Source organism: Shinella sp. WSD5-1, assembly GCF_963942435.1.
In the GTDB taxonomy this organism is placed as follows: domain Bacteria; phylum Pseudomonadota; class Alphaproteobacteria; order Rhizobiales; family Rhizobiaceae; genus Shinella; species Shinella yambaruensis.
The window spans coordinates 2,626,914-2,651,685 of the sequence record NZ_OZ012596.1 but is presented as its reverse complement, the minus strand read 5'-3'; the positions used below and the strand labels follow the sequence as shown (position 1 = coordinate 2,651,685).

At 64.2% G+C, this 24,772-nt stretch carries 30 protein-coding genes; 29 read left to right on the top strand and 1 reads right to left on the bottom strand.

The window, feature by feature from the left end:
- The first annotated feature begins 86 nt into the window (after nt 1-86).
- From AABQ55_RS13080 to AABQ55_RS13005, 16 genes are all read left to right on the top strand, one after another.
- Nucleotides 87-1,508: an IS1182 family transposase gene (locus AABQ55_RS13080; RefSeq protein ID WP_272805320.1), complete on the top strand. Its 1,422-nt coding sequence runs from the start codon at nt 87-89 to the stop codon at nt 1,506-1,508.
- A 168-nt stretch (nt 1,509-1,676) separates the two neighbouring features.
- The gene (locus AABQ55_RS13075; RefSeq protein ID WP_272805319.1) at nt 1,677-2,639 is read left to right on the top strand and encodes an ArdC family protein; all 963 of its coding nucleotides are present in this window, start codon (nt 1,677-1,679) and stop codon (nt 2,637-2,639) included.
- Nucleotides 2,636-3,007 carry a DUF2958 domain-containing protein gene (locus AABQ55_RS13070; protein ID WP_272805318.1) on the top strand — a complete coding sequence of 124 codons (372 nt, stop codon included), beginning with the start codon at nt 2,636-2,638 and terminating at the stop codon, nt 3,005-3,007. Before AABQ55_RS13075 ends, AABQ55_RS13070 begins: the two co-directional genes overlap by 4 nt.
- A complete protein-coding gene (locus AABQ55_RS13065; protein WP_272805317.1) occupies nt 3,007-3,354 on the top strand; it encodes a hypothetical protein in 348 nt (115 codons plus the stop codon). The genes AABQ55_RS13070 and AABQ55_RS13065 overlap by 1 nt, the downstream gene beginning before the upstream one ends.
- Nucleotides 3,355-3,456: 102 nt before the next feature.
- Nucleotides 3,457-5,616, top strand: coding sequence for a ParB/RepB/Spo0J family partition protein (locus AABQ55_RS13060; RefSeq protein WP_272805316.1), 2,160 nt, complete (start codon nt 3,457-3,459; stop codon nt 5,614-5,616).
- Nucleotides 5,617-5,697: 81 nt separating this feature from the next.
- Nucleotides 5,698-6,003 (top strand): hypothetical protein, encoded by a 306-nt coding sequence (locus AABQ55_RS13055; protein ID WP_272805315.1) that lies wholly within the window; start codon nt 5,698-5,700, stop codon nt 6,001-6,003.
- 378 nt (nt 6,004-6,381) lie between these two features.
- Nucleotides 6,382-6,546: a hypothetical protein gene (locus tag AABQ55_RS13050; RefSeq protein ID WP_162854490.1), complete on the top strand. Its 165-nt coding sequence runs from the start codon at nt 6,382-6,384 to the stop codon at nt 6,544-6,546.
- A gap of 197 nt (nt 6,547-6,743) precedes the next feature.
- Nucleotides 6,744-7,055 (top strand): hypothetical protein, encoded by a 312-nt coding sequence (locus AABQ55_RS13045; protein ID WP_272805314.1) that lies wholly within the window; start codon nt 6,744-6,746, stop codon nt 7,053-7,055.
- 1 nt (nt 7,056) lies between these two features.
- Entirely contained in the window at nt 7,057-7,473 is a 417-nt protein-coding gene (locus AABQ55_RS13040; protein WP_272805313.1) for a hypothetical protein, read from the top strand.
- Nucleotides 7,466-8,110 carry an antitoxin of toxin-antitoxin stability system gene (locus tag AABQ55_RS13035; protein ID WP_272805312.1) on the top strand — a complete coding sequence of 215 codons (645 nt, stop codon included), beginning with the start codon at nt 7,466-7,468 and terminating at the stop codon, nt 8,108-8,110. The genes AABQ55_RS13040 and AABQ55_RS13035 overlap by 8 nt, the downstream gene beginning before the upstream one ends.
- Before the next feature lie 159 nt (nt 8,111-8,269).
- Complete coding sequence (locus AABQ55_RS13030) at nt 8,270-12,619, top strand: strawberry notch family protein (protein ID WP_272805311.1); 4,350 nt, start codon at nt 8,270-8,272, stop codon at nt 12,617-12,619.
- Nucleotides 12,620-13,657: a DUF7146 domain-containing protein gene (locus AABQ55_RS13025; protein ID WP_272805310.1), complete on the top strand. Its 1,038-nt coding sequence runs from the start codon at nt 12,620-12,622 to the stop codon at nt 13,655-13,657.
- A 369-nt stretch (nt 13,658-14,026) separates the two neighbouring features.
- Nucleotides 14,027-14,962: a DUF2493 domain-containing protein gene (locus tag AABQ55_RS13020; RefSeq protein WP_272805309.1), complete on the top strand. Its 936-nt coding sequence runs from the start codon at nt 14,027-14,029 to the stop codon at nt 14,960-14,962.
- 163 nt (nt 14,963-15,125) lie between these two features.
- Complete coding sequence (locus AABQ55_RS13015) at nt 15,126-15,542, top strand: hypothetical protein (RefSeq protein ID WP_272805308.1); 417 nt, start codon at nt 15,126-15,128, stop codon at nt 15,540-15,542.
- A 28-nt stretch (nt 15,543-15,570) separates the two neighbouring features.
- On the top strand, nt 15,571-15,819 hold the full coding sequence (locus AABQ55_RS13010; protein ID WP_272805307.1) for a hypothetical protein: 249 nt from the start codon (nt 15,571-15,573) through the stop codon (nt 15,817-15,819).
- Between the two features lie 601 nt (nt 15,820-16,420).
- Nucleotides 16,421-16,822 carry a single-stranded DNA-binding protein gene (locus tag AABQ55_RS13005; RefSeq protein ID WP_272805306.1) on the top strand — a complete coding sequence of 134 codons (402 nt, stop codon included), beginning with the start codon at nt 16,421-16,423 and terminating at the stop codon, nt 16,820-16,822.
- 178 nt (nt 16,823-17,000) lie between these two features.
- Here the strand turns inward: AABQ55_RS13005 and AABQ55_RS13000 are convergent, their stop codons facing one another.
- Nucleotides 17,001-17,240, bottom strand: coding sequence for a hypothetical protein (locus AABQ55_RS13000; RefSeq protein WP_272805305.1), 240 nt, complete (start codon nt 17,238-17,240; stop codon nt 17,001-17,003).
- 353 nt (nt 17,241-17,593) lie between these two features.
- On the opposite strand from AABQ55_RS13000, the gene AABQ55_RS12995 reads away from it, so the two are divergent.
- The 13 genes from AABQ55_RS12995 to AABQ55_RS12940 all read left to right on the top strand — a co-directional run bounded on the left by AABQ55_RS12995 (nt 17,594) and on the right by AABQ55_RS12940 (nt 24,600).
- On the top strand, nt 17,594-17,845 hold the full coding sequence (locus AABQ55_RS12995) for a helix-turn-helix domain-containing protein (protein ID WP_272805304.1): 252 nt from the start codon (nt 17,594-17,596) through the stop codon (nt 17,843-17,845).
- A 99-nt stretch (nt 17,846-17,944) separates the two neighbouring features.
- A complete protein-coding gene (locus AABQ55_RS12990; protein WP_272807451.1) occupies nt 17,945-18,208 on the top strand; it encodes a DUF2285 domain-containing protein in 264 nt (87 codons plus the stop codon).
- A gap of 83 nt (nt 18,209-18,291) precedes the next feature.
- The gene (locus AABQ55_RS37770; RefSeq protein WP_443021093.1) at nt 18,292-18,648 is read left to right on the top strand and encodes a transcriptional regulator domain-containing protein; all 357 of its coding nucleotides are present in this window, start codon (nt 18,292-18,294) and stop codon (nt 18,646-18,648) included.
- Complete coding sequence (locus tag AABQ55_RS12985) at nt 18,533-19,093, top strand: DUF2285 domain-containing protein (RefSeq protein ID WP_272805303.1); 561 nt, start codon at nt 18,533-18,535, stop codon at nt 19,091-19,093. The genes AABQ55_RS37770 and AABQ55_RS12985 overlap by 116 nt, the downstream gene beginning before the upstream one ends.
- 135 nt (nt 19,094-19,228) lie before the next feature.
- On the top strand, nt 19,229-19,507 hold the full coding sequence (locus AABQ55_RS12980) for a helix-turn-helix transcriptional regulator (RefSeq protein WP_272805302.1): 279 nt from the start codon (nt 19,229-19,231) through the stop codon (nt 19,505-19,507).
- Between the two features lie 20 nt (nt 19,508-19,527).
- Complete coding sequence (locus AABQ55_RS12975; RefSeq protein WP_272805301.1) at nt 19,528-20,691, top strand: replication initiator protein A; 1,164 nt, start codon at nt 19,528-19,530, stop codon at nt 20,689-20,691.
- A complete protein-coding gene (parA, locus tag AABQ55_RS12970; protein ID WP_272805300.1) occupies nt 20,688-21,326 on the top strand; it encodes a ParA family partition ATPase in 639 nt (212 codons plus the stop codon). The genes AABQ55_RS12975 and parA overlap by 4 nt, the downstream gene beginning before the upstream one ends.
- Complete coding sequence (locus tag AABQ55_RS12965) at nt 21,323-22,081, top strand: DNA-methyltransferase (protein WP_272805299.1); 759 nt, start codon at nt 21,323-21,325, stop codon at nt 22,079-22,081. The genes parA and AABQ55_RS12965 overlap by 4 nt, the downstream gene beginning before the upstream one ends.
- Entirely contained in the window at nt 22,078-22,344 is a 267-nt protein-coding gene (locus AABQ55_RS12960) for a ribbon-helix-helix protein (RefSeq protein WP_272805298.1), read from the top strand. The genes AABQ55_RS12965 and AABQ55_RS12960 overlap by 4 nt, the downstream gene beginning before the upstream one ends.
- Entirely contained in the window at nt 22,341-22,862 is a 522-nt protein-coding gene (locus AABQ55_RS12955) for a DUF2840 domain-containing protein (RefSeq protein WP_272805297.1), read from the top strand. Before AABQ55_RS12960 ends, AABQ55_RS12955 begins: the two co-directional genes overlap by 4 nt.
- Complete coding sequence (locus AABQ55_RS12950) at nt 22,859-23,404, top strand: S26 family signal peptidase (protein WP_272805296.1); 546 nt, start codon at nt 22,859-22,861, stop codon at nt 23,402-23,404. The genes AABQ55_RS12955 and AABQ55_RS12950 overlap by 4 nt, the downstream gene beginning before the upstream one ends.
- Nucleotides 23,383-23,811, top strand: coding sequence for a DUF736 domain-containing protein (locus AABQ55_RS12945; protein ID WP_445190517.1), 429 nt, complete (start codon nt 23,383-23,385; stop codon nt 23,809-23,811). The genes AABQ55_RS12950 and AABQ55_RS12945 overlap by 22 nt, the downstream gene beginning before the upstream one ends.
- A 3-nt stretch (nt 23,812-23,814) precedes the next feature.
- Nucleotides 23,815-24,600, top strand: a complete 786-nt coding sequence (locus AABQ55_RS12940) for a lytic transglycosylase domain-containing protein (protein WP_272805294.1) — start codon at nt 23,815-23,817, stop codon at nt 24,598-24,600.
- Nucleotides 24,601-24,772 lie beyond the last annotated feature (172 nt).

Here is a 24,772-nt window from a genome sequence, read left to right as displayed (position 1 = left end):
CAGTAGATATTGCTCGTATTGCCAAGCATTTACTGGGGTTATTCACCTGCGGATGGTACACTTAATTATTTGCGGGACGGGGCACGATGGGACGCTTTATTGAGGGATATGACCGGAGCCAGCCGTTACTGCTGCCCGCCTGTGTTGAAGATTACGTGTCGCAGGACTCTCTCGTCCGCGTCATTGATGCCTTCGTCGAAACCCTCGATCTCACGGCGCTCGGCTTCGAGCGCACCGTCTCTGCCCCGACAGGACGACCTGGCTATCACCCCGGCGACATGCTGCGGCTCTACATCTGGGGCTACCTGAACCAGTTGCGCTCCTCGCGACAATTGGAGCGCGCCTGCCAGCGCGACCTGGAGGCCATCTGGCTGATGCGGCGAATGACCCCGGATTATCGGACCATTGCAGCGTTCCGGCACGACAACCCCGAAGCGATCATCGGCACGGGCGCCGCATTCATCAGCTTCTGTCGCGAGAACGGCTTGGTCACTCCTGGCAAGGTGGCGCTGGACGGAACAAAGATGCGGGCGGTTGCCAGCGCGAAGAATATTGCAGGAGCGGATCGTCTGGCACGCGACATCGCTCATACCGAAACAGAAATCGCCTACTATCTCGACCGCCTCAACATAGCAGATCAACACTCGGCGGGCGCGCGCGATCAGACGGTCAATCGCGCGGCGTTTGCCAGCGCGATCGCGTCACTCGAACGCCGTAAGCAGCGCTTGGAAAAGCGGCAGGCCGAACTCGCTGAGCATGATACCAACGTCGTGGTCTTCGGAGAGCCGGATGCACGACCAATGGGATATGGCCGGGCGCCGAAGTTCCCAGCCTATAATCTCCAGAGTGTCGTCGATATCGAAAGCGGGCTGATCATTCACAACGATGTCGCCAACGAAGCCAACGACAGCCAGTTGCTGCATCCAATGGCGATAGCGGCAAAAGAAGTGCTCGACGTCGACCAGCTCGAAGTGCTGGCGGACGGAGGCTACTCGAACGCGCAGGAAGTCGCGCGTTGCGAACGGGACGGTGTCCGCGTGGCAGCGCCGATCAAGCGCGGGGCCATGAGCGCGCAATACTTCCGCCCCGTGCAATTCGTCCATGACGAGCAGACCGACACGATCCGCTGCCCTGCTGGTGAAACCATGTATCCCAAGGGCAAGCATACCCGAAATCGGGCGATCCGTTACAGAACGCCCGCCTGCCAGACTTGCCAGATCAAACAGCAGTGTACGCCGGGATATCAGCGCACCATTCACAGGCTCGTGGATCAGGGCGCGCTTGATCGGATGGAACGTCGGGTTCAGGAGAACCCTGATCTTATGACGATCCGGCGCTGCACGGTCGAACATCCCTTCGGCACCATCAAGCGAATGTCTGGCGGAGGTCGCTTCCTGACCCGCGGTTTGCGGCGGGTGAAAGCCGAAGCTGCCCTCTCGGTCCTGGCATTCAACATTATCCGCGCTTCGAACGCCTTCGGAACCGGAGCGCTGATGTCGCGGGGCTGAGAACCCCGCTCTATTCGGTTTGCGTCATCGCGGCCGCATCGAGTCCTCGCTGAGTTTCTGCACAGCCTGCCCCGCAACGCCCCCTATAGAGTGAGAGTGCGGTCGGGCTTGCCGTGACGGGTTGAGGGCCGGAGGAGAGTCTTCCGGCGCCCGTCGCGGAGAACCGCGATGTCCAGACATGATCGCAGCGTTCGCACCGGCTCGGACCGGACGAACCTATATGACGAAATCACCACCAAAATCATCACCGAGCTTGAGGCTGGTCGCGTGCCATGGGTGCAGCCCTGGGGTACGTCGGCCGCCAAGGCGCCGCTCGGCCTGCCGAAAAACGCCGCTACCTCCCGCAGCTATAGCGGCATCAACGTGCTCATCCTTTGGGGCGCCGTCATCGAGCACGGCTTTCCCTGCCAGGGCTGGCTCACATTTCGGCAGGCGCTTTCTCTCGGCGGCCATGTCCGCAAGGGCGAGCACGGCACCACGGTCGTCTATGCCGACCGTTTTACGCCGGAAGATGAGAAGCGCCGCGCCCGCGAGACCGGCGAGGAAGCGCATGCCATCCCGTTCCTGAAGCGCTTTACGGTTTTCAACGTGGCGCAATGCGACGGGCTGCCCGACGACATCGCCACCGTCGCGCCCCCACCACCGCCCGGCCTGATCGAGCCGAGGGTCGAGGCGCTCATCAAGGCGACCGGCGTCGATTTCCGCATCGGCGGAAACCGGGCCTTCTACGTCCCGTCCCAGGACTATGTGACGGTCCCGCCGCCCCAGGCTTATTTCGAGCCCATCAACTGGCACCGGACGGCGCTGCACGAACTCGGTCACGCCAGCGGCCATCACAGCCGGCTGAACCGCGACCTGACGGGCTCGTTCGGCTCGAAGAAATATGTCTTCGAAGAGCTGATCGCGGAGCAGACTTCGGCCTTTAGCTGTGCCGCGCTCGGCATCGTGCCGACGGTGCGCCACGCCGATTACATTGGCAGTTGGTTGGAGGTCATGCGCGAGGATTCCCGCGCCGTCGTGCGCGCGGCCTCGCAGGCGAGCAAGGCGGCCGACTGGCTGCTCTCCTTCCTGCCGGAAGACGAGCTGCGGCCTGCCACGCCCGAGACCGCCATCGACAGGAGGGCCGCGTGATTCTCCTGACCGACGAACTGCGCGCGCAGCTTCTCGCCAATGGCCGCCAGCGCGACACCGATCATGTGCCAGTCGTCAAATTCTTCAACCCGCTCGGCGCCGGCGTCTGGCTGGCGACCGAACTCGATGCAGACGGCGACATCCTCTTTGGCCTGGCCGATCTCGGCGAGCCAGAGCTTGGCTACTTCTCTCTGGAGGAGATAGCCTCGGTGCGCCTGCCTTTCGGACTCGGCATCGAGCGCGACATTCTCTTTTCCGGCGACTTTCCGATTTCCGTCTGGGCGGAGGCTGCGAGGGAAGCCGGCAGCATTCGTCGCGCAGAACGGATCATCTATGCCGCGGCGCGCGCGCGACGGGACGGCGTCTGATGGTGATGATGTCTCCTGATCGTCTGCGCTCGATGCTGGCGCGCATGGAGGACGCGCTTGCGGATGCGTGGCGCAATCTCGCCGTTGCCGAACGCGTACTTAGCAATCGCGCCGAGGGGGAGACGATTCGCCTCCGCCCGAAATCCCGGCACCACCATCGGCGCATGAGCCGGTGGACCGGCGCGGACGAGGCGGAATACCGGCGAGTGCTCGATCGCCTCCTGGTGGTTGCGGGGCCGGATCTCGACCGACTCCGGCGCAAGATCGACCGGCAGGAGGCGGCGATCCTCGCCTTGCGCCGGAAATACAGGGTGAATGCGGAACGACCGCAGCGCTTCGACTGGTAGCGTCGCGCGCAGCCCGGTCGAGAGTGAGAGAGGGGTTAGGGATTTCGTGACGGGTTGGAAGGTCGAGAGAGGGTCTCGGCCGCCCGTCACGGAGAAACCACCATGGCCAAAGCTGCCAGGAAGTCGAAGAAGCCTGCCGTCGCGATGATCGTCTTCTCGCGTTCGCGTGACATTCCCTTCAATCGCATCCGCCTCTCGGACAGCAACGTCCGCGAAACCGACGTCGAGGCCGGTCTCGACGATCTCACCCACGACATCGACCGTCGCGAGGACATCGTGCAGGGCATCAATGTCCGCGCCATCCTTGATGCCGACGGCAACGAGACCGGCGATTTCGAGACCCCGGCTGGTGGCCGCCGGTTCCGGGCGATCGCGCGTCTGGTCGAGGCCGGACGCTTTCCCGCCGATGGCCTCGTTCCCTGCCTCGTCAAGAAGGCCGACGCCAAGACCTCGGCTGTCGACGACTCGCTCGCGGAAAACGTGCTTCGGCTCGGCCTGCATCCTCTCGACCAGTTTCGGGCGTTCAAGCGCATGTTAGACGACGGCATGACGAAGGAGGAGATCGCCGACGCCTATCGCACCACGCCGCGCTACATCACGCAGCGCATGCGCCTGGCTTCGGTCTCGCCGGCTCTACTGGAAGTCTATGCGCGCAACGGCATGCCGCTGGCGATGCTGGAGGCGTTCACCGTCAATCCCGACCATGCCCGCCAGGAACAGGTCTGGGAGGCTGTCCAGCGCTCCTACAATGTCCAGCCCTGGCAGGTCCGCCAGTTCCTGACCGAGACCACCGTTCCAACCGACGACAAGCGCGTGCGCTTCGTCGGCGTGGACGCCTATGAGCAGGCCGGCGGCGCGATGCTGCGCGACCTCTTCTCCGAGGACGACGGCGGCTGGCTCGAAGCCGTTGCGCTTCTCGACCGCCTGGTTTCGGAGAAGCTGAAGGCCATTGCCGATGAAGTGGCGGCCGAGGGCTGGAAGTGGATCGCTGTCGATACCAGCCATCCCTACGGTTACGACAACGGCCTTCGCGAGATCACCGGCAGCTTCGCCGATCTCACCGACGAGGAGCGCGCCGCGCGCGAGGCATTGCGCAACGAGTACGACGATCTCGAATCGGAATATTCCGAGCACGACGAGCTGCCGGAGGAGATCGATCGGCGGCTGGGCGAGATCGAGGCCGCTCTGGAAGGCTTCGAGAAGCGCCCCGTCATCTATGATCCTGCCGAGGTCGCCCGCGCCGGTGTCTTCATCAGCATCGACCGCGACGGCGAGCCTATCATCGAGCGCGGCTATGTCCGGGCCGAGGACGAGCCGGTGGCCGATGCCGGGCACGGCGAGAACGAAAACACCAGCGTCGCCGGCGGAAATGACGGCGACGTGCAGCGCGCCGTCATCACCATCGGCGGCCAGCCGGCCGAACCCGAAGAGGACGATGACGACGGCGGGATCAAGCCGCTGCCGGAGCGGCTCGTCATCGAGCTGACCGCCCATCGCACCGTCGCGCTTCAGGAAGCGCTCGCCAGCAACCCGCACGTCGCGATGACGGCGCTGCTCCACCGCATGGTGATGGAGCGCTATCATTACTCGGCACCGACCGGGTGCCTGGAGGTTTCCGTTCGCCACAGGTATTTGTCTTCGCAGGGCTCCGATCTCGCCGACAGCCCGTCGGTCAAGGCGATCGGCGAGCGCTTCGACGCCTGGAAGGCCGACATGCCTTCCGACGAAGCGGCGCTCTGGGACTGGATCGCCGCGCTCGACGAGGCGAGCCGCATGGCGCTTCTCGCCCATTGCGTCAGCTATGGCGTGAATGCGCTTTACGAGCGTCCGAACCCTCATAGTGCCTCCGGTATCTCGCAGCATGGCCTTGATCGTCGCCTTGCCGGGGCCGACCGGATCGCCCGCGCCACCGGCCTCGACATGGTGCTCGATGCGGGATGGCGGCCCACGGTCGAGAACTATCTCGGTCGCGTGACCAAGACCCAGATTCTCGCGGCGGTGCGCGAGGGTGCGGGCGAACGCGCGGCCCAGCTTATCGACCATCTGAAAAAGGGCGACATGGCCAAGGAAGCCGAGCGCCTCTTGGCCGATACCGGCTGGCTGCCCGAACCGCTGCGCCTGGTCGATCTCGATGGTGATGCGGCCGCCGACACCGATGGCGAGGTCGAGGCTTTGCCCGACTTCCTCGCCGGCGACGGTGACGACGAGGAAGGCGCGGCTGAAGAAGACGAAGACCGGCAGCACCTCGTCGCTGCGGAATGACCGCATACGGGGCGGCGCAGGCCGCCTCGTATCGTTCGACTCGCCCGGCCATCGCGCCGGGCGTTTTTTATGGAGGTCGTCATGGCTGACCACATCGACATCGACTTCATCTTTCGGACCGACCGCGAAAATCTCCCGGCCGAGCGGTCGCTGCCCTGGGAGGAGACGCGCGACAGTATCACCGTCGTCGTTGAGCCCAAGCCGCATTGGGCCGAGGATTTGCGGGCCTTCCGCATCGATGCCCGCGAATATTGCTACTATGCCGACTGGAGCCGGTCCGGTGCCCGCGCCCGGTTCTATGGCCATATCGATACCTGTGGCGATGACCTGCTGCTGAAGGCCCGCGCCCTGATCGTCCGCGAGATCGCCGAAGGGCATTGGAGCTGACCATCATCCCCGATCGAGTTTCGGTTTCACCAGCGTCCGCCGTCCTTGCCATATCGTGTAGAGCTGGTTTCCGTCTCCGGTCTGAAACACCGACCCGGCTGAGACCGGCATGGAGACTGGCGGGGCGCGGCACCTGCGACGGGATTTCGGCATCCTGTTAGAGGCAGAACACCACCCCCCGCTTCCATTCGCTGACCTTGGTCTGAGCCGTCTCTTTGTCAATCAACCCGTGGAGGGTCGGCTTACGCGAGCGTGCCGCCCTCGCAGATTCGGGACACGCCCGAACGCGCGAGGGTGATTGCAGACCCGTTCAGACACTTCGGGCGCCTGTCGCGCGGGGGGATGGTCCCCCGCCTCCAGAGACAGGAGCCGGAACCCATGTCCTACGCAGATGCCACCGCCTTCGCCGCCAGCCTTGCCACCACGCTGATGGTCTCGATCGTCGTGTTCCAGGCCGGAGACGGAACCCACGGCGCCATGCCCGCCGACGAATTCGACGGCGACGACGAGATGGTGAAACTGGAACTCGACCCATGGAGCTGAGGCGCGCAAGCGCCTCATTCCCGGCGGCCCGGAACGCTCAGGAGGCGTCCGGGCCTTCCTCCTTGCGATGGTTGGCCCATCGCCGGGAACGGCGCCGAGTGGGACGCCTTCAGATGAGAGGAAGAGGTCGGGCCTTTGGCCGTGACGGGTTGCATGCTGAGAGAAAGGCTCTTGGCGCCCGTCGCGGAGTGATCCAGATGACCCATGCCAGCCAATCCAACTGCACCCCGATCGGGCGGATTCTCGCCGACCAGGGGCTGCGCGGATTTCAGCGGCCGCAAAAGCTGCCGTTGCGCATCTCCTGCCTCGGCACAGTCAGCTATGCCGGGGCCACCGATGCCGATTATCGCGACCGCAGCGTCTCGCTTGGCGAGGCTGGTTCGCCGGAAGACTCCATCGCTCTTGCCGCGCTCCGCGTTTCGCGCGGCGATCTCGGTCCCTGCAACGACACCGGGTTGCGCTTTAATCAGTCCGGCCTCGCGTCGGGCTTTGTCGTTTCAGGAGCCTGATATGGCCGACTATTTCACCCACTTCTCCTGCCTGCTCGACGTCGGCACCGCCGATAACGCCGCGCGCGCACTCGAACTCTACAATGCCCTCTGCGACGAGAACGCCGCCGAAGATCCCCCGTCCGACGGCTTCCTGTTGTCGATCCAGCCCGAGCACGGCGGCACGCAGCTCTGGATGCGCGATGACGGGACCGGCGATCCCGAGCATGTCATCCGGTTCGTCATGCGCTGCGCCGCCGAGTTTGGCCTGACCGGGCGATGGGGCATGCAATACGCCAACACTTGTTCGAGGCCGCGGATCGATGGTTTCGGAGGCGGGGCGCATGTGCTCGACCTCGCCACCGGTGAGACGGTGGACTGGATCTATACCGATGGCTGGCTTGCCGCCGTGCTGGACGGAGATGATCCCGATGCCTGAGATCATCGAAACTACGGTCTATCGGCTCGAAGAGCTTTCGGACGAGGCGAAAGAAAAGGCCCGCGCATGGTATCGTGATGGCGGGTTCGATTACGATTGGTATGATGCCGTGTACGAAGATTTCCAGCGCATCGCGGAAATCATCGGCATCAACTTCAAGACCCGTACCGTCCGCCTCATGGGCGGCGGCGTGCGGCACGAGCCGCGTATCTGGTTCCGGGGCTTCTGGTCACAAGGCGATGGCGCCTGCTACGAGGCGCATTATTCTTACCGGAAGAACGCTTCGGCCGAGATCCGGTCCTATGCTCCTCAGGACAGCGCGCTTCACTGCATCGCCGACGCCCTGCAAGCCGTCCAGCGCCGCAACTTCTACCAGCTTCGCGCCGAGGCCACGCATCGCGGTCACTATTACCACGAATATTGCATGTCGATCTCGGTCGAACGCGATAGCCCAACCTGTCAGGACATGACAGCCGATGCCGAGGAAATGGTGACCGAGGCGATGCGCGATCTCGCCCGTTGGCTCTATCGACAGCTCGAATGCGAATACGAACATCTCAATTCGGACTCCGCCGTCGACGAGACCATCGTGGCAAACGATTATACGTTCACATCAGCAGGTCGCCGTTTCGGATGAAAACCCTCAGCGCCCCACCCGTCGGTTGGGGCGCTTTTTCACGTCCACCATCGCTGATCACCTGAGAGGAAGAGGAAGGCCGGGACGGGTTTGAGCCTGTGCGGTCCAGAGAGAGCGCAGCCCGGGCTCATCCCGTTCCCGCTCTCCGAGGTTCTTCCCATGTCATATGCTTCCGCCGCCGCAACCCTTCCGGCTGCCGCGTTTGTCCCTGCCGTTGACACGGCCCTCGCCATCCATCAGGCGGCGCTTCTCCTTCTCCCTCATCTCGAACGCGGCAATCGCGTTGACGCTCTCGCCCTGCGAGGCGCGATGGAAGCCGCCTTCGGCGCGTCCGACGCCAGCGGCGCCTGGGGCTGGAAGACCGCCTATGAAGCCTGCGAGGCGGCGACCGTCCTGTTCTTACGCAAATACGGAAAGGCGCTTTTCCGCAAAGCCGGGTCTCAGGCCGCCAGCCTGCCGCTGCTGACCAGGATCGCCGGGCTTCTCCCCACCCATACGCGCCGCTCCGAAGAGAGCCAAACCTTCCAACAGTTCTCGACCCCGATCCCGCTCGGACTGATCGCAGCCAGCGCCGCCGCCATCACACCCGCCGACCGCGTTCTGGAACCCTCGGCCGGCACCGGCCTCCTCGCCATCCTGGCCGAGATCGCCGGCGGATCGCTTGTGCTGAATGAGTTGGCGGAAACCCGCGCCGATCTTCTCTCCCACCTCTTTCCGGCCACGCCCGCCACGCGCTTCGATGCGGCCCAGATTCACGATCATCTCGATCCCGGCATCGTGCCGACTGTGGTCCTGATGAACCCGCCGTTCTCGGTCGTGGCGAACGTCTCCGGCCGGGTGGCGGACGCCGCCTATCGCCATGTCGCCTCGGCGCTGGCGCGCCTGGCCGATGGCGGGCGGCTCGTGACGATCACCGGTTCGAGCTTCGCCCCTGACACGCCGGCCTGGCGGGACGCCTTCGTCCGGCTTCAGGAACACGGTCGCGTGGTCTTCACCGCCTCCATCGACGGCTCTGTTTATGCCAAGCACGGCACGACGATCGACACGCGCCTGACCGTCATCGACAAGCTGCCTGCCGATGATCCGGCCGCGTTTCCAGCCTCGCCGGGGATCGCTCCGGATGCCGCCACCCTGGTGGGCTGGATCGGACAGCACGTCCCGGTTCGATTGCCCGTCGATGCCACGATCTCGGTTCCCGTCGCCGCTCCGGCAGCCCCACGCACTGCTCGCGGCTATCTCGCGCGCGCCGCTGTATCCGCGCCGGTTCGCGCCGCCGCTGAACCCGAAGGCGTCGAGCTCGCCTATGAGACCGTAGACTGGACGCCTGCCGAGGCCGACCGGATCACAGATGCGATTTATGAAGAATACGGCTTGCAGGCGATCCGTATTTCCGGTTCTCAGGCTCACCCGACCAAGCTCGTGCAATCGGCCGCCATGGCCTCGGTCGCGCCGCCCAGGCCGAGCTACCGACCGCGTCTCCCCGCCAGCCTCGTCACCGACGGCCTGCTGTCGGACGCCCAACTCGAAACCGTCATCTACGCCGGCGAAGCCCATGCGGACTTCCTCGCTGGATCATGGACGGTTGACGAGACCTTCGACGTTGTCTCGGCCGCGCCCGACGATGCACCCAATGCCGTCCGCTTCCGTCGCGGCTTCATGCTCGGCGACGGCACCGGCGCCGGCAAGGGCCGTCAGTCGGCCGGGATCATCCTGGACAACTGGATGCAGGGCCGGCGCAAAGCCGTGTGGATCAGCAAATCCGACAAACTGCTCGAAGACGCGCAGCGCGACTGGTCGGCGCTCGGCATGGAGCGCCTGCTGGTCACGCCGCTGTCGCGGTTCCCGCAGGGCAAGGACATACGGCTGCCGGAAGGCATCCTATTTACAACCTACGCCACGCTACGCTCCGACGAGCGCGGCGAGAAGGTTTCCCGCGTCAAACAAATCGTCGAATGGTTGGGCTCCGACTTCGAAGGAGTGATCATTTTCGACGAGAGCCATGCCATGCAGAACGCCGCAGGTGGCAAGGGTGAGAGGGGCGATGTCGCCGCCTCGCAACAGGGTCGCGCGGGCTTGCGCCTTCAGCACGCCTTGCCGAATGCCCGTATCGTCTACGTCTCGGCGACCGGCGCGACCACGGTACACAATCTCGCCTATGCCCAAAGGCTCGGCTTGTGGGGTGGCGAGGATTTCCCGTTCTCGACGAGGGCCGAATTCGTCGAAGCGATCGAGGCCGGCGGCGTCGCGGCCATGGAGGTTCTGGCCCGCGATCTACGGGCGCTCGGTCTCTATACCGCCCGCTCGCTCTCCTATGACGGCGTCGAATATGAACTGATCGAGCATCAGCTCACACCGGAGCAGACCCGGGTCTACGACGCCTATGCCGGGGCCTTCGCCGTCATCCATAACAATCTCGACGCCGCCATGCAGGCCGCCAACATCACCGGCGGCAATAGCGGGTCCGGCACGCTGAACAGGCAGGCGAAGTCGGCTGCCCGCTCGGCCTTCGAGTCTGCCAAGCAGCGCTTCTTCGGCCATCTGCTCACCAGCATGAAGACGCCGACACTGATCCGCGCTATCGAGCGTGATCTGGAAGACGGTCATGCCGCTGTCATCCAGATCGTGTCGACCGGCGAAGCCCTGATGGAACGTCGCCTTGCCGAGCTTCCGGCCGAGGAATGGAACGACGTCCGCGTTGACATCACGCCCAGGGAATATGTCCTGGACTACCTCGCCCATTCCTTTCCAGTGCAGCTCTACGAGCCCTTCACCGACAGCGAGGGCAATATGTCATCGCGGCCCGTTTTCCGCGACGGCCAGCCCGTCGAGAGCCGCGAAGCCGTCGCCCGCCGTGATCAGCTGATCGAGAAACTGGCTTCGCTCCCTCCCGTTCCGGGCGCGCTCGACCAGATTGTCCAGCGTTTCGGCACCGACCTCGTGGCCGAGGTAACGGGCCGCTCACGGCGCATCGTCCGCAAGACCAGCCCCGGCGGCATTGACCGGCTCGCCGTCGAGAACCGTGCCGGCTCAGCCAATCTCGCGGAAACCGCCGCCTTCATGGACGATCAGAAGCGCATCCTGATCTTCTCGGACGCAGGCGGCACCGGTCGGTCCTACCACGCCGACCTCAACGCGAAGAACCAGCGCCTGCGCATCCACTACCTGCTCGAGCCGGGCTGGAAGGCCGACGCTGCTATTCAGGGCCTGGGCCGTACCAATCGGACCAATCAGGCGCAACCGCCGCTGTTCCGGCCGATCTCGACCGACGTGAAGGCCGAGAAGCGCTTCCTGTCGACCATCGCGCGCCGTCTCGACACGCTGGGCGCGATCACGCGCGGCCAGCGCCAGACCGGCGGTCAGGGCTTGTTCCGTCCCGAGGACAATCTGGAATCGCACTATGCCCGTGATGCGCTGCGTCAGCTCTATCTCCTGCTGGTGCGCGGCAAGGTCGAGGGTTGCTCGCTCCAGACGTTCGAGGACGCCACCGGCCTCAAGCTGATGGACGATACCGGCATCAAGGATGAGCTGCCGCCGATCACCACCTTCCTCAACCGCCTCCTGGCGCTCACCATCGAGCTGCAGGGCGTGCTCTTCACCGCGTTCGAACAGCTTCTCAACGCAAAGATCGAAGGGGCCATCGCCAGCGGCAGCTATGATGTCGGGCTGGAAACGCTCCGCGCCGAGAGCTTCGTCGTCACCAACCGCCAGACCATCCATGTCCATCCCGCCACTAGCGCCGAAGCCCGGCTGCTGACCATCACGCAGCGCGAGCGCAACCGTCCGGTGACGCTCACCGAGGCGCTTGATCAGCTTGCTGATCCTCGCGCGAAGCTGCTCATCAATGAGCGCTCGGGCCGCGCTGCCGTGCAGATCCCGACCACCAGCGTCATGCTGGACGACGGCGAGATCGAACGGCGCATTCGACTGATCCGGCCGATGGAGGCGCAAAACGTTCCGGTCAAGATGATGGGCGAGACCCATTGGGTCGAAGCCGATCAGGGCGCATTCGCATCGGCCTGGACAGCCGAAGTCGCCGAGGTGCCGGAGTTCGCCGACAGCACAATCCACGTCGTGAGCGGCTTGCTGCTGCCGATCTGGAAACGCCTGCCGAACGAGTCGACTCGCGTTTACCGGCTCCAGACCGATGACGGCGAGCGCATCGTCGGCCGCCGCGTTTCCCCGGCCTGGGTCGCGAGCGCCATGACGACCGGTACATCGACGCTGACCTCGGACGACGCGTTCACCGCGCTGATGGACGGCAGGACCATCCTCGATCTGACAGAGGGTCTTCAGCTTCGGCGCAGCCGGGTCATGGGCGCGAACCGCATCGAGCTGTCGGGTTTCACCGACACGATGCGCGATCGCCTGCGGGCCTACGGCCTCTTCCACGAAATCATCTCGTGGAAGCTCAGGATGTTCATTCCGACCGACGCCAGCGGTCCGTCCATTCTGGCCAGAGTCCTGGACCGCTATCCCGTTCAACGCATCGGTGAACGGGAGGCGGCATAGATGGCTCGCCACGACGCCTCCGAACTCGCGCAACGTCTCGGCCGGCAGGCCGAGGCGGTGTGCAAGCACTATCTATCGAACGGTCATCGCGAGGGCCGCTACTGGCTGGTGGGCAATGTCCAGAATACTCCTGGCCGCTCGATGTTCGTGCGCCTGATCGGACCGGAATCCGGCAAGGGCGCAGCGGGGAAATGGACAGACGCCGCGACGGCCGAACATGGCGACCTGCTCGATGTCATCCGTGAAAGCTGCGGCCTTGTCGACTTCAAGGACGTCGCCGAGGAAGCCCGCTCCTTTCTCAGCCTGCCGAGACCCGACCCTGATCCGCAACCCACACCCCGGCCGGGAAAGGCGCCAGCCGGATCGCCGGAAGCGTCACGGCGTCTGTTCGCCATGGCGCAGCCGATTGCGCGCACAATCGTGGAAACGCATCTGCGGAAACGCGGCATTACGGCTTTGCACGACGCCGCAAACCTTCGTTTCCACCCCCGTTGCTACTATCGGCCTGAGGGGCATGGCCCCACCGAGACGTGGCCCGCGATGATCGCCGCCGTCACCGACCTTGACGGCGTCCAGACCGGCGCGCATCGCACCTGGCTCCTGCCCGATGGCAGCGACAAAGCCCCTGTCGATACCCCTCGGCGGGCGATGGGCCATCTCCTCGGGCACGGCGTCCGCTTCGGTGTGCCGCAGGATGTCCTGGGGGCCGGCGAAGGGATTGAGACCGTGCTGTCGGCACGCTCGGGTCTGCCGAAAATGCCGATGCTGGCGGCGCTCTCGGCAGCACACCTCGCTGCCATCCTGTTCCCGGCGTCGCTGCGGCGGCTCTATATCGTGCGTGATCTCGATCCGGCAGGAGATGGCGCGCGAGACAGCCTCGTCGAGCGGGCGAGAAGCGTCGGGATCGAGGCGGTTGTCCTGTCGCCGGGGCTCGGGGACTTCAATGAGGACCTGCGCCACCACGGCATCGATGCACTACGGGCGGCCTTACGGGTTCAGATCGCTCCTGAAGACGTCAGCCGTTTCATGGAAGCATGAGGATGTCGGTGGAGGAAAGGCAGAGGAAGGAGAGCCGTCTTCTGTCCCTGCCATATCCGGTCTGGCGCTTCCTACAGGTGTCGGAGAGACCGCAGCCCACGGCCTTCTTGAGAGGGCGAGCGGCCCACAAACGAGCCAGGCAGGCAATGGCCGGGTCCGGCTAATTTCCGCCGGCGGGAAGCCACCCCACGCGACAGGTCGCGTGGGGACCCCGTCTCAGCCCCGCCTTTGCATCGCGAAACAAATTAGCCGGACCCGGCCATCAAGGCCCTCGCGAAGGCGCGAGGACTGCCAGCCGGTCTCGCCCATGGGCTTTCGTCGCCATGAAGGCCGCGATGGGCGCGGTCGATCCGACGAAGGAAGCACCTCATGCAGACCGAATATGACGAGACAGGGTTCGAGCCAGTCCACACCTCATCTTCCACAGACCACATCCTCACCGAGCTACAGCTCTACGGCTACCGCCCGTTTCAGGATGAACCCGACCCAAGGCCGCTCCCCGAAGGCAACACAGTCGCTGGCGCAGTCGCCGACATCTTCGACGCCCTGATCGTCACCCTCGGCGACACCCGCCTCGAGCCCGACCTCGACGAATTGCTCTGGGGGACTGTCAATCTCTTCCACCGCGCAACCGCCCGGATCGAACGCGAACTGGACGACAACGAGCAGGCGCAGCGCAGCAGTCAGAGGGAACAGGATGGTAGCGAGGTCAAGTCCGTCGAGCTTGAGCGCCTGACGGCAGAGGGGCAGACCTTCATCGAGCGGCGCAACAGCATGGAACTCTTCCGCGATGTCGCCGCCGAGCAGTTCGAGCGCCACACCGGATCGGCCTGGCGACCGCGCTCAGGGTCGATGGTCAACCACCGCAACCTGACCTCGGCGATGATCGACAGCCGCGACTTCCTCGCTGCCAAGCGCCGGGCGGAAACCGAAGTGATGCTGCCGGCCGGTCCCAAGGTCGCCTTCACCGGCGGTCTCGACTGCAACGATCACCGCCTGATCTGGGCCAAGCTCGATCAGGTCCATGCCAAATACCCCGATATGGTGTTGCTGCACGGCGGATCGCCGAAGGGCGCCGAACTGATCGCGGCGAAATGGGCCGACAACCGCAAGGTTCCGCAGGTCGCCTTCAAACCCGACTGGACCAGGCACGCCAAGGCTGCGCCCTTCAAGCGCAACGACGCCATGCTCGATGTCCTGCCGGTCGGCGTCATCGTCTTTCCCGGCACGGGCATCCAGGAGAACCTTGCTGATAAGGCCCGCAAGCTCGGCATCCCGGTCATGAAGTTCGACGGCGGCGCTTAAAGCGCCGCCGCTCGGCGGGTTCGGCCGCCTTTGCTTGACTGTCGAGACACCATCTGGCTCAATTCGAGCCATTCTTGGAGAAACGGCGAAGTAACCTAGTCGCAGGCCGAACGTATCCTCTGGCAGCCTGTCGTGTCCCACAACCCTTCATGTGGAGGCTTCCATGACACTGATCCTGCTCGCCATCTCCCTTTCGATCACGCTCTGCGTGATTGCATTCAACTTCGCGATCTACGCCTTGCCCGTGATGGTCGGAATCACGGCCTTCCAGCACGTCTACGCGGCTGACGCCGGTTTCGTCATGTCGGGCATCGCCGCCATCGGAGCCGCATTCCTTTCCATTGGCTTGGTGATTGCCATTTTAGGCTTTGGGAAGAACCCGCTCCTTCGCCTCATCGCGCTCGCCGCCTTCGCCATACCTGCCTTCATCGCCGGCTATGCGCTCGCTCATGGCGTTGCCAAGAACGCCATCGACTCGGCCATACTTCTGAACATGCTCTGCGGCACCAGCGGGCTGATCGTCGGCATCGCCGCGATGGCCAATCTCAACGGCCTCGGTACGGCGGTCTTTTCGCGCTGAACGTGCGTGGCTTTCCGCTCACGGCGAGATGTTCATCCCGTCAGCTCGCGAATTTCTGGCCGCGCATGCCCGCGCTATCGAAAGCTTATCGGCGACACGCCGGCGCTTCCGGCTGGGCATCGCCAGCCATGTGATGGGACCCGAGGTCCCCACTTTGCTCGCGCGGCTGAAATCCGATCCGTCTCCTGCACGAGAAGACCCGGCGGCTCGCAGCACCGAAGCTTCCGACACCTCGTTCAATCGCAAGGCCATAATCAGCCATATTGTCCTTACCTGACTCGCACCGCTTTTCCTTGGCCTGTCTGGCGGCGACACCAGTTCTCGCGACGGATCTCACCCAGGCAACTGGTCAGCCCTGTCATGGCTGGTCTCGTTCATAGTTGGCGATCGGTCGGCAGTCGGTCTTTCATGCCCTTCTCGCAAGCTGGTACGATGCCTCGTCCGTTGAAGTGACGCTGGTTCCATTCAATCGGCGTCCACCCGATCACCGCTCCTGCGCTGAAACAACTGCGCTCCGAACTGAGTGATGATCGCGAAGTGGTCGGCCGCGTGTTGAAATTGGCGACACCGCCAGCGTGGCGGGAGAGGGCTCCTAGATGGCCCATGTCGCTGGTGAGGACGAAGGGTCTGCTGTCGACTCCTTCCTGAGCTTCTCTGAAGGACCAATCCCTCCTCCTGACTGATCCCCTAATCCCGTTCGGTTTCTGACCGCAACCCGCGCGGCTCCGGACCGTGTTGTCGCGCAAGCGCGACTGCCCGCCCCACTCCGGGCCTTACGGGTCAAGCTGACGCGAGCGTCAGTGCAGGCATCTCCCGACGGTCTTGGCCGGGCATCATCGGAGGGACGGTCCCTCCGGATGAAGCAACGGAGAACCACCATGCAGAACATCGTCATCCTCGCTGGCAACATCGGCCAGGACCCCGAAACTCGAACCACCCAGGGCGGCACCAACATCACCAACTTCACGCTGGCCACCTCGCGCCCGCGCTACTCCGAAGGCCGCGTCGTCCGTGACGATAAGGGCTATCGGGTGCAGGACACCGAATGGCACCGCATCACCTGCTTCAATGGCCTCGGCAAGACGGTCCAGGAGCATTGCGAGAAGGGCATGAAGGTTCTCGTCCGCGGCCGCATCCACTACACCAAGTGGACCGACCAGCAGGGCAACGACCGCTACGGCTGCGAGATCATCGCCGAGACGGTGGACTTCCTCAGCCGGGCCAAGCAGACCCAGAACGACGATGGCAAGTTCATCGAGGACGATGAGATCCCGTTCTGAGCGGGACGCCAGAAGCCCGGCGGCACAAGCCGCCGGGCAATTCTGATGCTCGCGGCATCGGTGATTGGCGCTATCCGCAGGAGATTTCGGTGATCGCCCGCGTTTCTTCGTCGTAGACCACATTTATCCGATCGCGGCCCAGATCCGACGTCACGGCACAAGTCGAACATGCCACCCGCTAGGTCGCGCCTACCGGCTCTTCGGGAAGTGTATCGAGCGGCCGACCGACGAAACGCTGGAATTCTGACGCCCGGCACTGATCGCCGAAATAGTATCTGCGCGATCCATCGGCGCTCTCCGCGATCCAGACACCATCCATACGCGGATGGTTGCGAATCGTGGCGCTCTCCGGCGCCCAATAGGTGAACGGCGGGAGCGGGTCCGCCTCCATCACGACATTGGGCGTGGCAAGGTCCATCTCAGCTACCAGCCTCTCCTGCGCTGATCCGCAACCGATCAACGCCACCATAGTCACAGATGCCGGTGAGGCATCTGCCCGCCATAGAGAAAGTGCGCATCCAGCCCTCTTCAAAGTCAAATCCTCCTGATGCGGGAATGAGGCATTGTCGAGGTTCCTTTGGAAAGCCTCTGTTCCGCCCACGGCCATGTCACGTCTGTCGATGCCAATCGCAAGACGACCGAATCAGTCGGAGTTCGCACGCCGCATGAAACAGCCTTAAACACCGATTCCGGGTCGCCTTTCTGATTAACTCCGACTATAATAGTCGTAGTTCTGGCGTGACAATTGGTGCCGGTGGGAGGTGATCATGCATGATCACCTCCCGACAAACACGGGCCGCGCGCGCATTGCTGGGCTGGACCCAGGAGATGCTCGCGGACAAGGCCAAGGTTTCGCTGACCGCGCTCAAACGCATGGAGTCGGGAAGCGGCCTTCGTGTGTATGAAAGCACCAGCGATCAAATACGCAGAGCCCTGGAAGCCGAAGGCATCGCCTTCATCAATTCGGGACGCAACGAAGGGGTGATTATCGTCGATGCACAGGAAGCCGCCGGACGCAATTAATTTCACTCGTTCACGGGCGTTGCCTCCTCACTGTCACCTTCCTCCTGTAGAAATGGTTAAAAGTGCCTTCCGCCAATGAAGGACCTGCGTGCTGTTTTAATGACGACCATTGATTTCCTCGACGATGCCCCGACAAGTCTGGCGCTCACTGAATATGATCGCCAGCACATCAAACTCTATGCCCGCTTGCTCGATGCGGAAGCCGATGGCGCTGACTGGGGGGAGGCCGTCCAGGTTCTTTTCGGTATCTGCCCAATCGCGGAACCCGAACGTGCCCGCCGTGTCCATGACAGCCATCTGGCCCGCGCTCACTGGATGACCGAGCACGGCTACCGGCAACTCAGGCGCGGCCTGCCACACTGACCCGTGTGTTGCCCGGTACGCAACACCAGTTGCCGGTCACGGCCTAGCAAAGCAGTCGAATCCCCGGAATCAATTCTCTCTGTATGCGTATTCGCTGCACGGGGAGGATCATCATGATGCCCGATACAAGAGGATGGCGATCATCAACGCCATACGACTACTGGGACGACGTAGATGTGGACGCGCTCGCTTGGGAATGCTTGCGACGCAATCCTGATTATCAGCGGGACTATGCAAAGATCGTCAAAGCGCCCCTGAGGCCGGACAACGACACCGAAGCGATCGGCAATCGCTGGGGCTTGCGATTTCCCCGCACGGCCAAGCTTGAACGCCCTCGAGCAGCCCATCTTCTGGACCCCGGAAACCGACACCAGTGTGCTGCATATCGGTCCCGCACCGAAACTTGTGCAGACCGGCCCCGTCGTTCTCGGAGATATTGACATGGAGTTCCAGCGAGCTGCCGCCGAAGGTCTGCATATCTCTGGCTTCACCAAAAGCGGCCGTCTGCATTTGATCGCGCTGAGCGATCTGAGACCAGATCAACCAATCGCCGCCGTCATACCGCTCGATGCTCATAGCCTCGATCGCATTCAGGCGCTAATGCGCCTGTGGCGCGCCATTCACGGCCTTTCCGTTCCACGGGATACCCGCATGACAGCTCAACAACGCCGCCGTCTCAAGAACATGCTGCGCGCCGTCGACGGGCGCATGAATGATGCCGACTACCGCGAGATCGCCGAAGCCATTTTTGGCGTTGAGCGCGTCGCCAGCGATCCCTGGAAGACGTCTGCCTTGCGCGACGCCGTGCTCGATCTGGTCAAGGACGGCTTCGCCATGATCGATGGCGGTTACCGCAAGCTGCTTCGCCACCGTCGCCGTAAATAGCCGGCAATACGATCAGGGGTGTGCGATTTTAGCCACCCTAAGTTCGCACTCCCCCCTCGCAATTCTTCTTCGCCAACGTGGCCTTCGTCCCGCCGCTGATCGCCAGCGGCTCCAGCGAAAGCCACGGAGGCCACCATGACCACCAATCTCGCGACCCTGCCGCCGCGCTTCCTGCGCACCAAGGAAGCCGGCGAGTTTCTCAGCCTGTCGGCACGCACACTCGAAAAGCATCGTACCTACGGCACCGGCCCCGCCTACCGCAAACTCGGCGGCCGCGTCGTCTACGCCATCGACGATCTCGAAGCCTGGGCGGACCGCGGCGCTGTCACCTCGACCTCCGATCCGCGCGGCAGTGTCCTGCCCGCCAAACGGCATGAGCCCGCACCGGCACATGCCGGCCGTCACGCCCGCTGATCCCTGCGGTTTCCTCCTCAATGAAGGCGCGGCATCGCCCATCTCCGGAGCGCGGGCAGCTCGATCTGTTCCACGCGCTTCCCGGCGACATCGCGCCACGAGACGCGCAGGATCTCATGGCCTATCCGTTTTTCTCCCTCTCCAAGAGCCACCGCACCGCGCCGATCGATTTCGTGGCGGGCGACGTCACCATCCGTGTGGAGGCCGTGCCCGACCACGGCATGGCCACGATCTGGGACGCGGACATCCTGATCTGGGCCGCCAGCCAGATCGTCGAGGCGCGCGACAAGGGCTTGCGCACCTCGCGCCTGATGGCCGCCACGCCATACGAAATTCTCAACTTCATCGGCCGCGGCGTCAGCTTGCGCGACTACCAGCGCCTGAAAGCCGCGCTCGATCGGCTCCAGTCGACCACCGTCGCCACATCGATCCGCCAGTCGGCAGAAGGCCGTCGGCATCGCTTCTCCTGGATCAATGAATGGCAGGAGCGCACCGACCGCTATGGCAAGCCTGCCGGCCTCGAGCTGATCGTGCCCGACTGGTTCTATCGCGCCGTCCTCGACGATGCGCTCGTGCTCACCATCGACCGGACCTATTTCGGCCTGACCGGCGGCCTGGATCGCTGGCTCTACCGCCTGGTGCGCAAGCATGGCGGCAGGCAGCGCAATGGCTGGCGCTTCGACTTCCGGCATCTGCACCAGAAATCCGGCAGCCTGTCGCCGTTCAGGCGCTTCGCTTTCGAGCTGCGCAACATCATCCAGCGCCAGCCGCTGCCCGGCTACACGCTGTTTCTGGAGGTCGCGGTCGGCGGCCGTCTGCTGCTTGCTTTCGAGCCCTCCGGCGCCTGTGGAAAAGCTGTGGACGGCCTCGTGCTATCAGGAACCCGACCTATCGTGCTATCGGGAACCGGAGGCTCGTGCTATCGGGAACCCAAACAGGGTATAAGCTCTGGAAATAAAAGACGAAATCGCGCCCTTAACTTAGAGTATAACAAAGAATCTAACCTTGAAGAGCGCGCGCGCGATGTGGAAAACATCGCCGAGAGGCCCGAAAAGGACCTCAAATCATCACCCACCAGCGATGATACGCCCCTTACGTCTTTCCGTAAATCCGTAAACGGTGCCCCTTCATCTTCCGAAGCTCGGCGGCAGTCTTTCGGCGATGAGCCGGGAGGCGCGCAATGATCGTCGCGCTCCTCAACCAGAAGGGAGGCGTCGGCAAGACAACGCTCGCCCTGCATCTGGCCGGTCAATGGGCACGTGAGGGCAAGCGAGTCACCCTGATCGACGCCGACCCGCAAGGCTCGGCTCTGGACTGGTCGCAGCAGCGCAGCCGCGAGGCCCTGCCACGCCTGTTCGGCGTCGTCGGCCTGGCGCGCGACACGCTGCATCGCGAAGCGCCCGAGCTCGCGCGTGACGCCGATCATGTCATCATCGATGGGCCGCCGCGTGTGGCCGGGCTGATGCGTTCGGCGCTGCTTGCCGCCGACCTTGTCCCGATCCCCGTGCAGCCATCGCCGTTCGACGGCTGGGCGTCAGCCGAAATGCTGGCGCTGCTCGCCGAGGCGCGCATCTATCGCCCGCAGCTCGGCGCCCGCTTCGTGCTCAACCGCTGCGGCGCCCGCACCGTCATCGCCCGCGAGACGGCCGAGACGCTTGCCGAGCACGATCCGTCCTTGCTGTCGGCGACCATCGGCCAGCGCGTCGCCTTCGCCGACCTGGCGCAATCCGGCCGCCTCGTGTTCGAGGCCGAGCACGACAGTGTGGCTGCCCGCGAGATCGCCGCCTTCGCCGCGGAAGTGGGGAGGCTGGCGCCATGACGCTCCTCGCGCAGACCATCATCACCGGCGACTGCCGTGTCCTCATGCCGGCGCATGGCCCGTTCGACATGATCTTCGCCGATCCTCCCTATGGCGACACGTCGCTCGCCTGGGATCGCCGCGTCGAGGGCTGGCTGCCGCTCGCCAGGGCCGCGTTGCGACAATCCGGCTCGATGTGGGTGTTCGGCTCGCTGCGCTGCTTCATGGCGACAGCCGCCGCGTTCGACGACGCCGGCTGGAAATGCGCCCAGGAGATCGTCTGGGAGAAGCAAAACGGCTCCGGCTTTCACGCCGACCGCTTCAAGCGCGTCCACGAACTCGTCGTGCAGTTCTACCGCAGCGACGCCCCATGGGGCTCGGTCTACAATGTCGTGCAGACCACGCCCGACGCGACCGCGCGCACCGTCCGTCGCAAGAAATGTCCACCCCATACCGGCCATATCGAAGCCGGTCACTATGTCAGCGAGGACGGCGGGCCGCGCCTTATGCGCTCGGTCATCTACGCCCGCAACGCGCATAGCCGCGCCATTCATCCGACCGAAAAACCCTCCGGCCTGATCGAAATCCTCATCCGGACAAGCTGCCCGCCGGGCGGGCTCGTCGGCGACTGGTTCGCCGGATCGGGCGCGGCTGGCGAGGCCTGCCGTTTCTCCGGCCGGCGCTATCTCGGCTGCGAAATCGATCCGGCGATGGCGCGCAAAGCCGCCGACCGGATCACAGCGCTGCTGCCGCTCGAGACGGGAGACAGGCCATGACGAGGCCGCCACATAGGCGCGGCTTCGCCGCCCGCCCGACAGATCCCGACCAATGGATCAAGGCCGCCGATCGATCCCCGTCGGCCCCATCGTCTGCGCCATCATCGAGCGCCGGCTACACCGCCCGGCTGACCATCGACGTCACGCCTGACCTGCGCGGCCGCATCAAGATTGCTGCCTTCCAGCGCGGCGTCACCGTCGCCGACATGTTGCGCGAGCTGCTCGCGCGCGAATTCCCCCAACCACCAGGAGACCCATCATGACCGGCATCGCGGCACCCCGCATGCGCGGCGGCCCGATGCCGTCGCCCGCACCATCCGACCGTCTCACCCATGTCGAGCTGACATGGGTGGAAAAGCAGATCGAATACTGGATCAGGTTCGGTGAGCACGCACGCGAAACGATCCTCGATCGCCGCCGCCGTGTCCTTTCCTTCCGGCCAAACACGATCTTCGCTTTCGTCCGCTGGGCCTCCAACGACTACGGCACGATCATCTCGCGCATCGACATCGTGCGCGCGATCGAGCCCGGCGAAACCTATCAGACGTTGCCTTTCGTGCGCCCCGGCGGCGACATCCTGCTCAAGACCGAGAGCTGGCCCAACGTCGAGCGCGTCCTGCAACTAATCGACGCCATCGAGGCGATGGATCTCGAACCGGCTGACGCAGCGCCCGACTACTGGCGGCATGTTCACAACCGCCTGACCGCCGGTCAAGAGCCGCGCAGCTACACGCGGGACCAGCATCTGGCGTGGCTGAAGCGCCGGAGGATCGCGCCATGACCGAGCTCAAATGGGCCATGGCCACCTTCGTCGCGACCAGCGCCATCGCGATTTCGACGTGGGTCGATACGCCTACCAAACTCATCTGGAACGCCTCGGCCAGCACGCCGATCGGCTTCTATTCTGTCGAGGCCACGGGTCATCTGGAAGTGACCGATCTGGTCGCGATCGATGCGCCCGAACCGATCGCCAGCTTCCTCGCGACCCGCGGATATCTGCCGCGCGACACGCCGCTCCTGAAACGCGTGCTCGGCCTTCCGGGGCAGACCGTCTGCCGCTCCGGCCCCTTGATCACGATCGATGGCGTGGAGATGGGAACGGCGCTTGAGCGCGACCGCTTCGGCCGCGCGCTGCCTGATTGGCAGGGCTGCCGGGTCGTCGCCAAGGACGATGTCTTCCTCATGAACTGGGACGTCCACGACAGTCTCGACGGGAGGTATTTCGGCCCGATCCCAGCGAGTTCGGTCATCGGCCGTGCGGTTCCCCTGTGGACCGACGAGGACGGCGAAGGCCGTTTCGAATGGCAGGCGCCAACGCGGTGAATGCCCTGCCTTCGGCGGGCGTGCTGCTCGTCGCATCAACCTCCACCGCAATCAGAAAGGAAACCGCCATGCCGCAGATCGGCGAATTCATCCGTGAGAAAACCGGCTTCGTCGGCCGCATCCATACCATCGCAATCCAGTACGAAATCAGCATCGTTGCGGTCGAACCATCCGAGGTCGAGAACGCGCCGAACTATCGCGTCCATCTCGGCCCGGATGACAATGGACCGGAGATCGGGGTGGCCTGGACGGAGTCCAGCGAGAAGGCCGGTGAATATCTCTCGCTGACGATCGATGCCCCCAGCTTCCCGCAGCCGGTCCGCGCCCGCCTGTTCCAGAACGGCGCGGACGCGACCTCATGGTCGCTGCACTGGAGCCGCCCGCAAAAGCGCGGCGAGCGGAAATAGGTCATGCGGATCGTTCGTTTCGGCCCCGCATCACCGATGTCAGCCGGGCGGCCTCGCGCTGCCCGGCGCATCATCCTCCTTCTCCTTTCCGGCCTGACCTTCACCGCGGCGCCGCCGCTCGCCGTTCTGGCGCAGACCGCGCCATCGGCCGAGCAACCGTCTCGCGATCCCCATGCCGCCTTCGTGACGGAAGCCTCGCAGCGCTTCGGCATCCCCGAGCACTGGATCAGGGCCGTGCGCCGCGTCGAAAGCGCCGATGACATCCGCTCCGTGTCGTCGGCCGGGGCGATGGGCCTGATGCAAGTCATGCCCGATACCTGGGCAGACTTGCGCATCCGCCACCGCCTTGGCCATGACCCTTTCGATCCGCGCGACAACATTCTGGCGGGTACGGCATATCTGCGCGAGATGTACGATCTCTACAGATCGCCGGGCTTCCTCGCGGCCTACAATGCCGGTCCCGGGCGGTACGAGGAATACCTCGCCGGCCGTCCCCTCCCGGCCGAAACCCGCGCCTATGTCGCCACGCTCGCGCCGATGATCGGCGTCGGAAACGTGACGCCCGGCCAATCCGGAAACACCGCCGTCGCTGCCGTCGATCCAAATGCCTGGCGTCGTGCGCCACTCTTCGTGACGCCATCCGCGCGCAATCTGGATGCCGGTCGACCGACATCCACCGCGCAGTCCGACGACACTTCGGCTGCGGTTTTGCAGCGCGATGAAACCGCCATTGCTCCGCAATCCGGCGACCTCTTCCTCGCCCGTGCCGGTGAAGGAGAGCAGCCATGAGGGTGTTCGCAGCATGGCGCGGCATGGCGTTGTCTGGAGAGGGCGATGCGGGAGAGAGGGGAGAGCGGAAGGGCACGACAGCAGGACGGCGAGATAAAAGCCTATCGCCAAATTCTCGCAAGCCATTGACATGGCTTGGCTTTTGGCGTGCCGGTCGGTCGGGTCGCGTGCC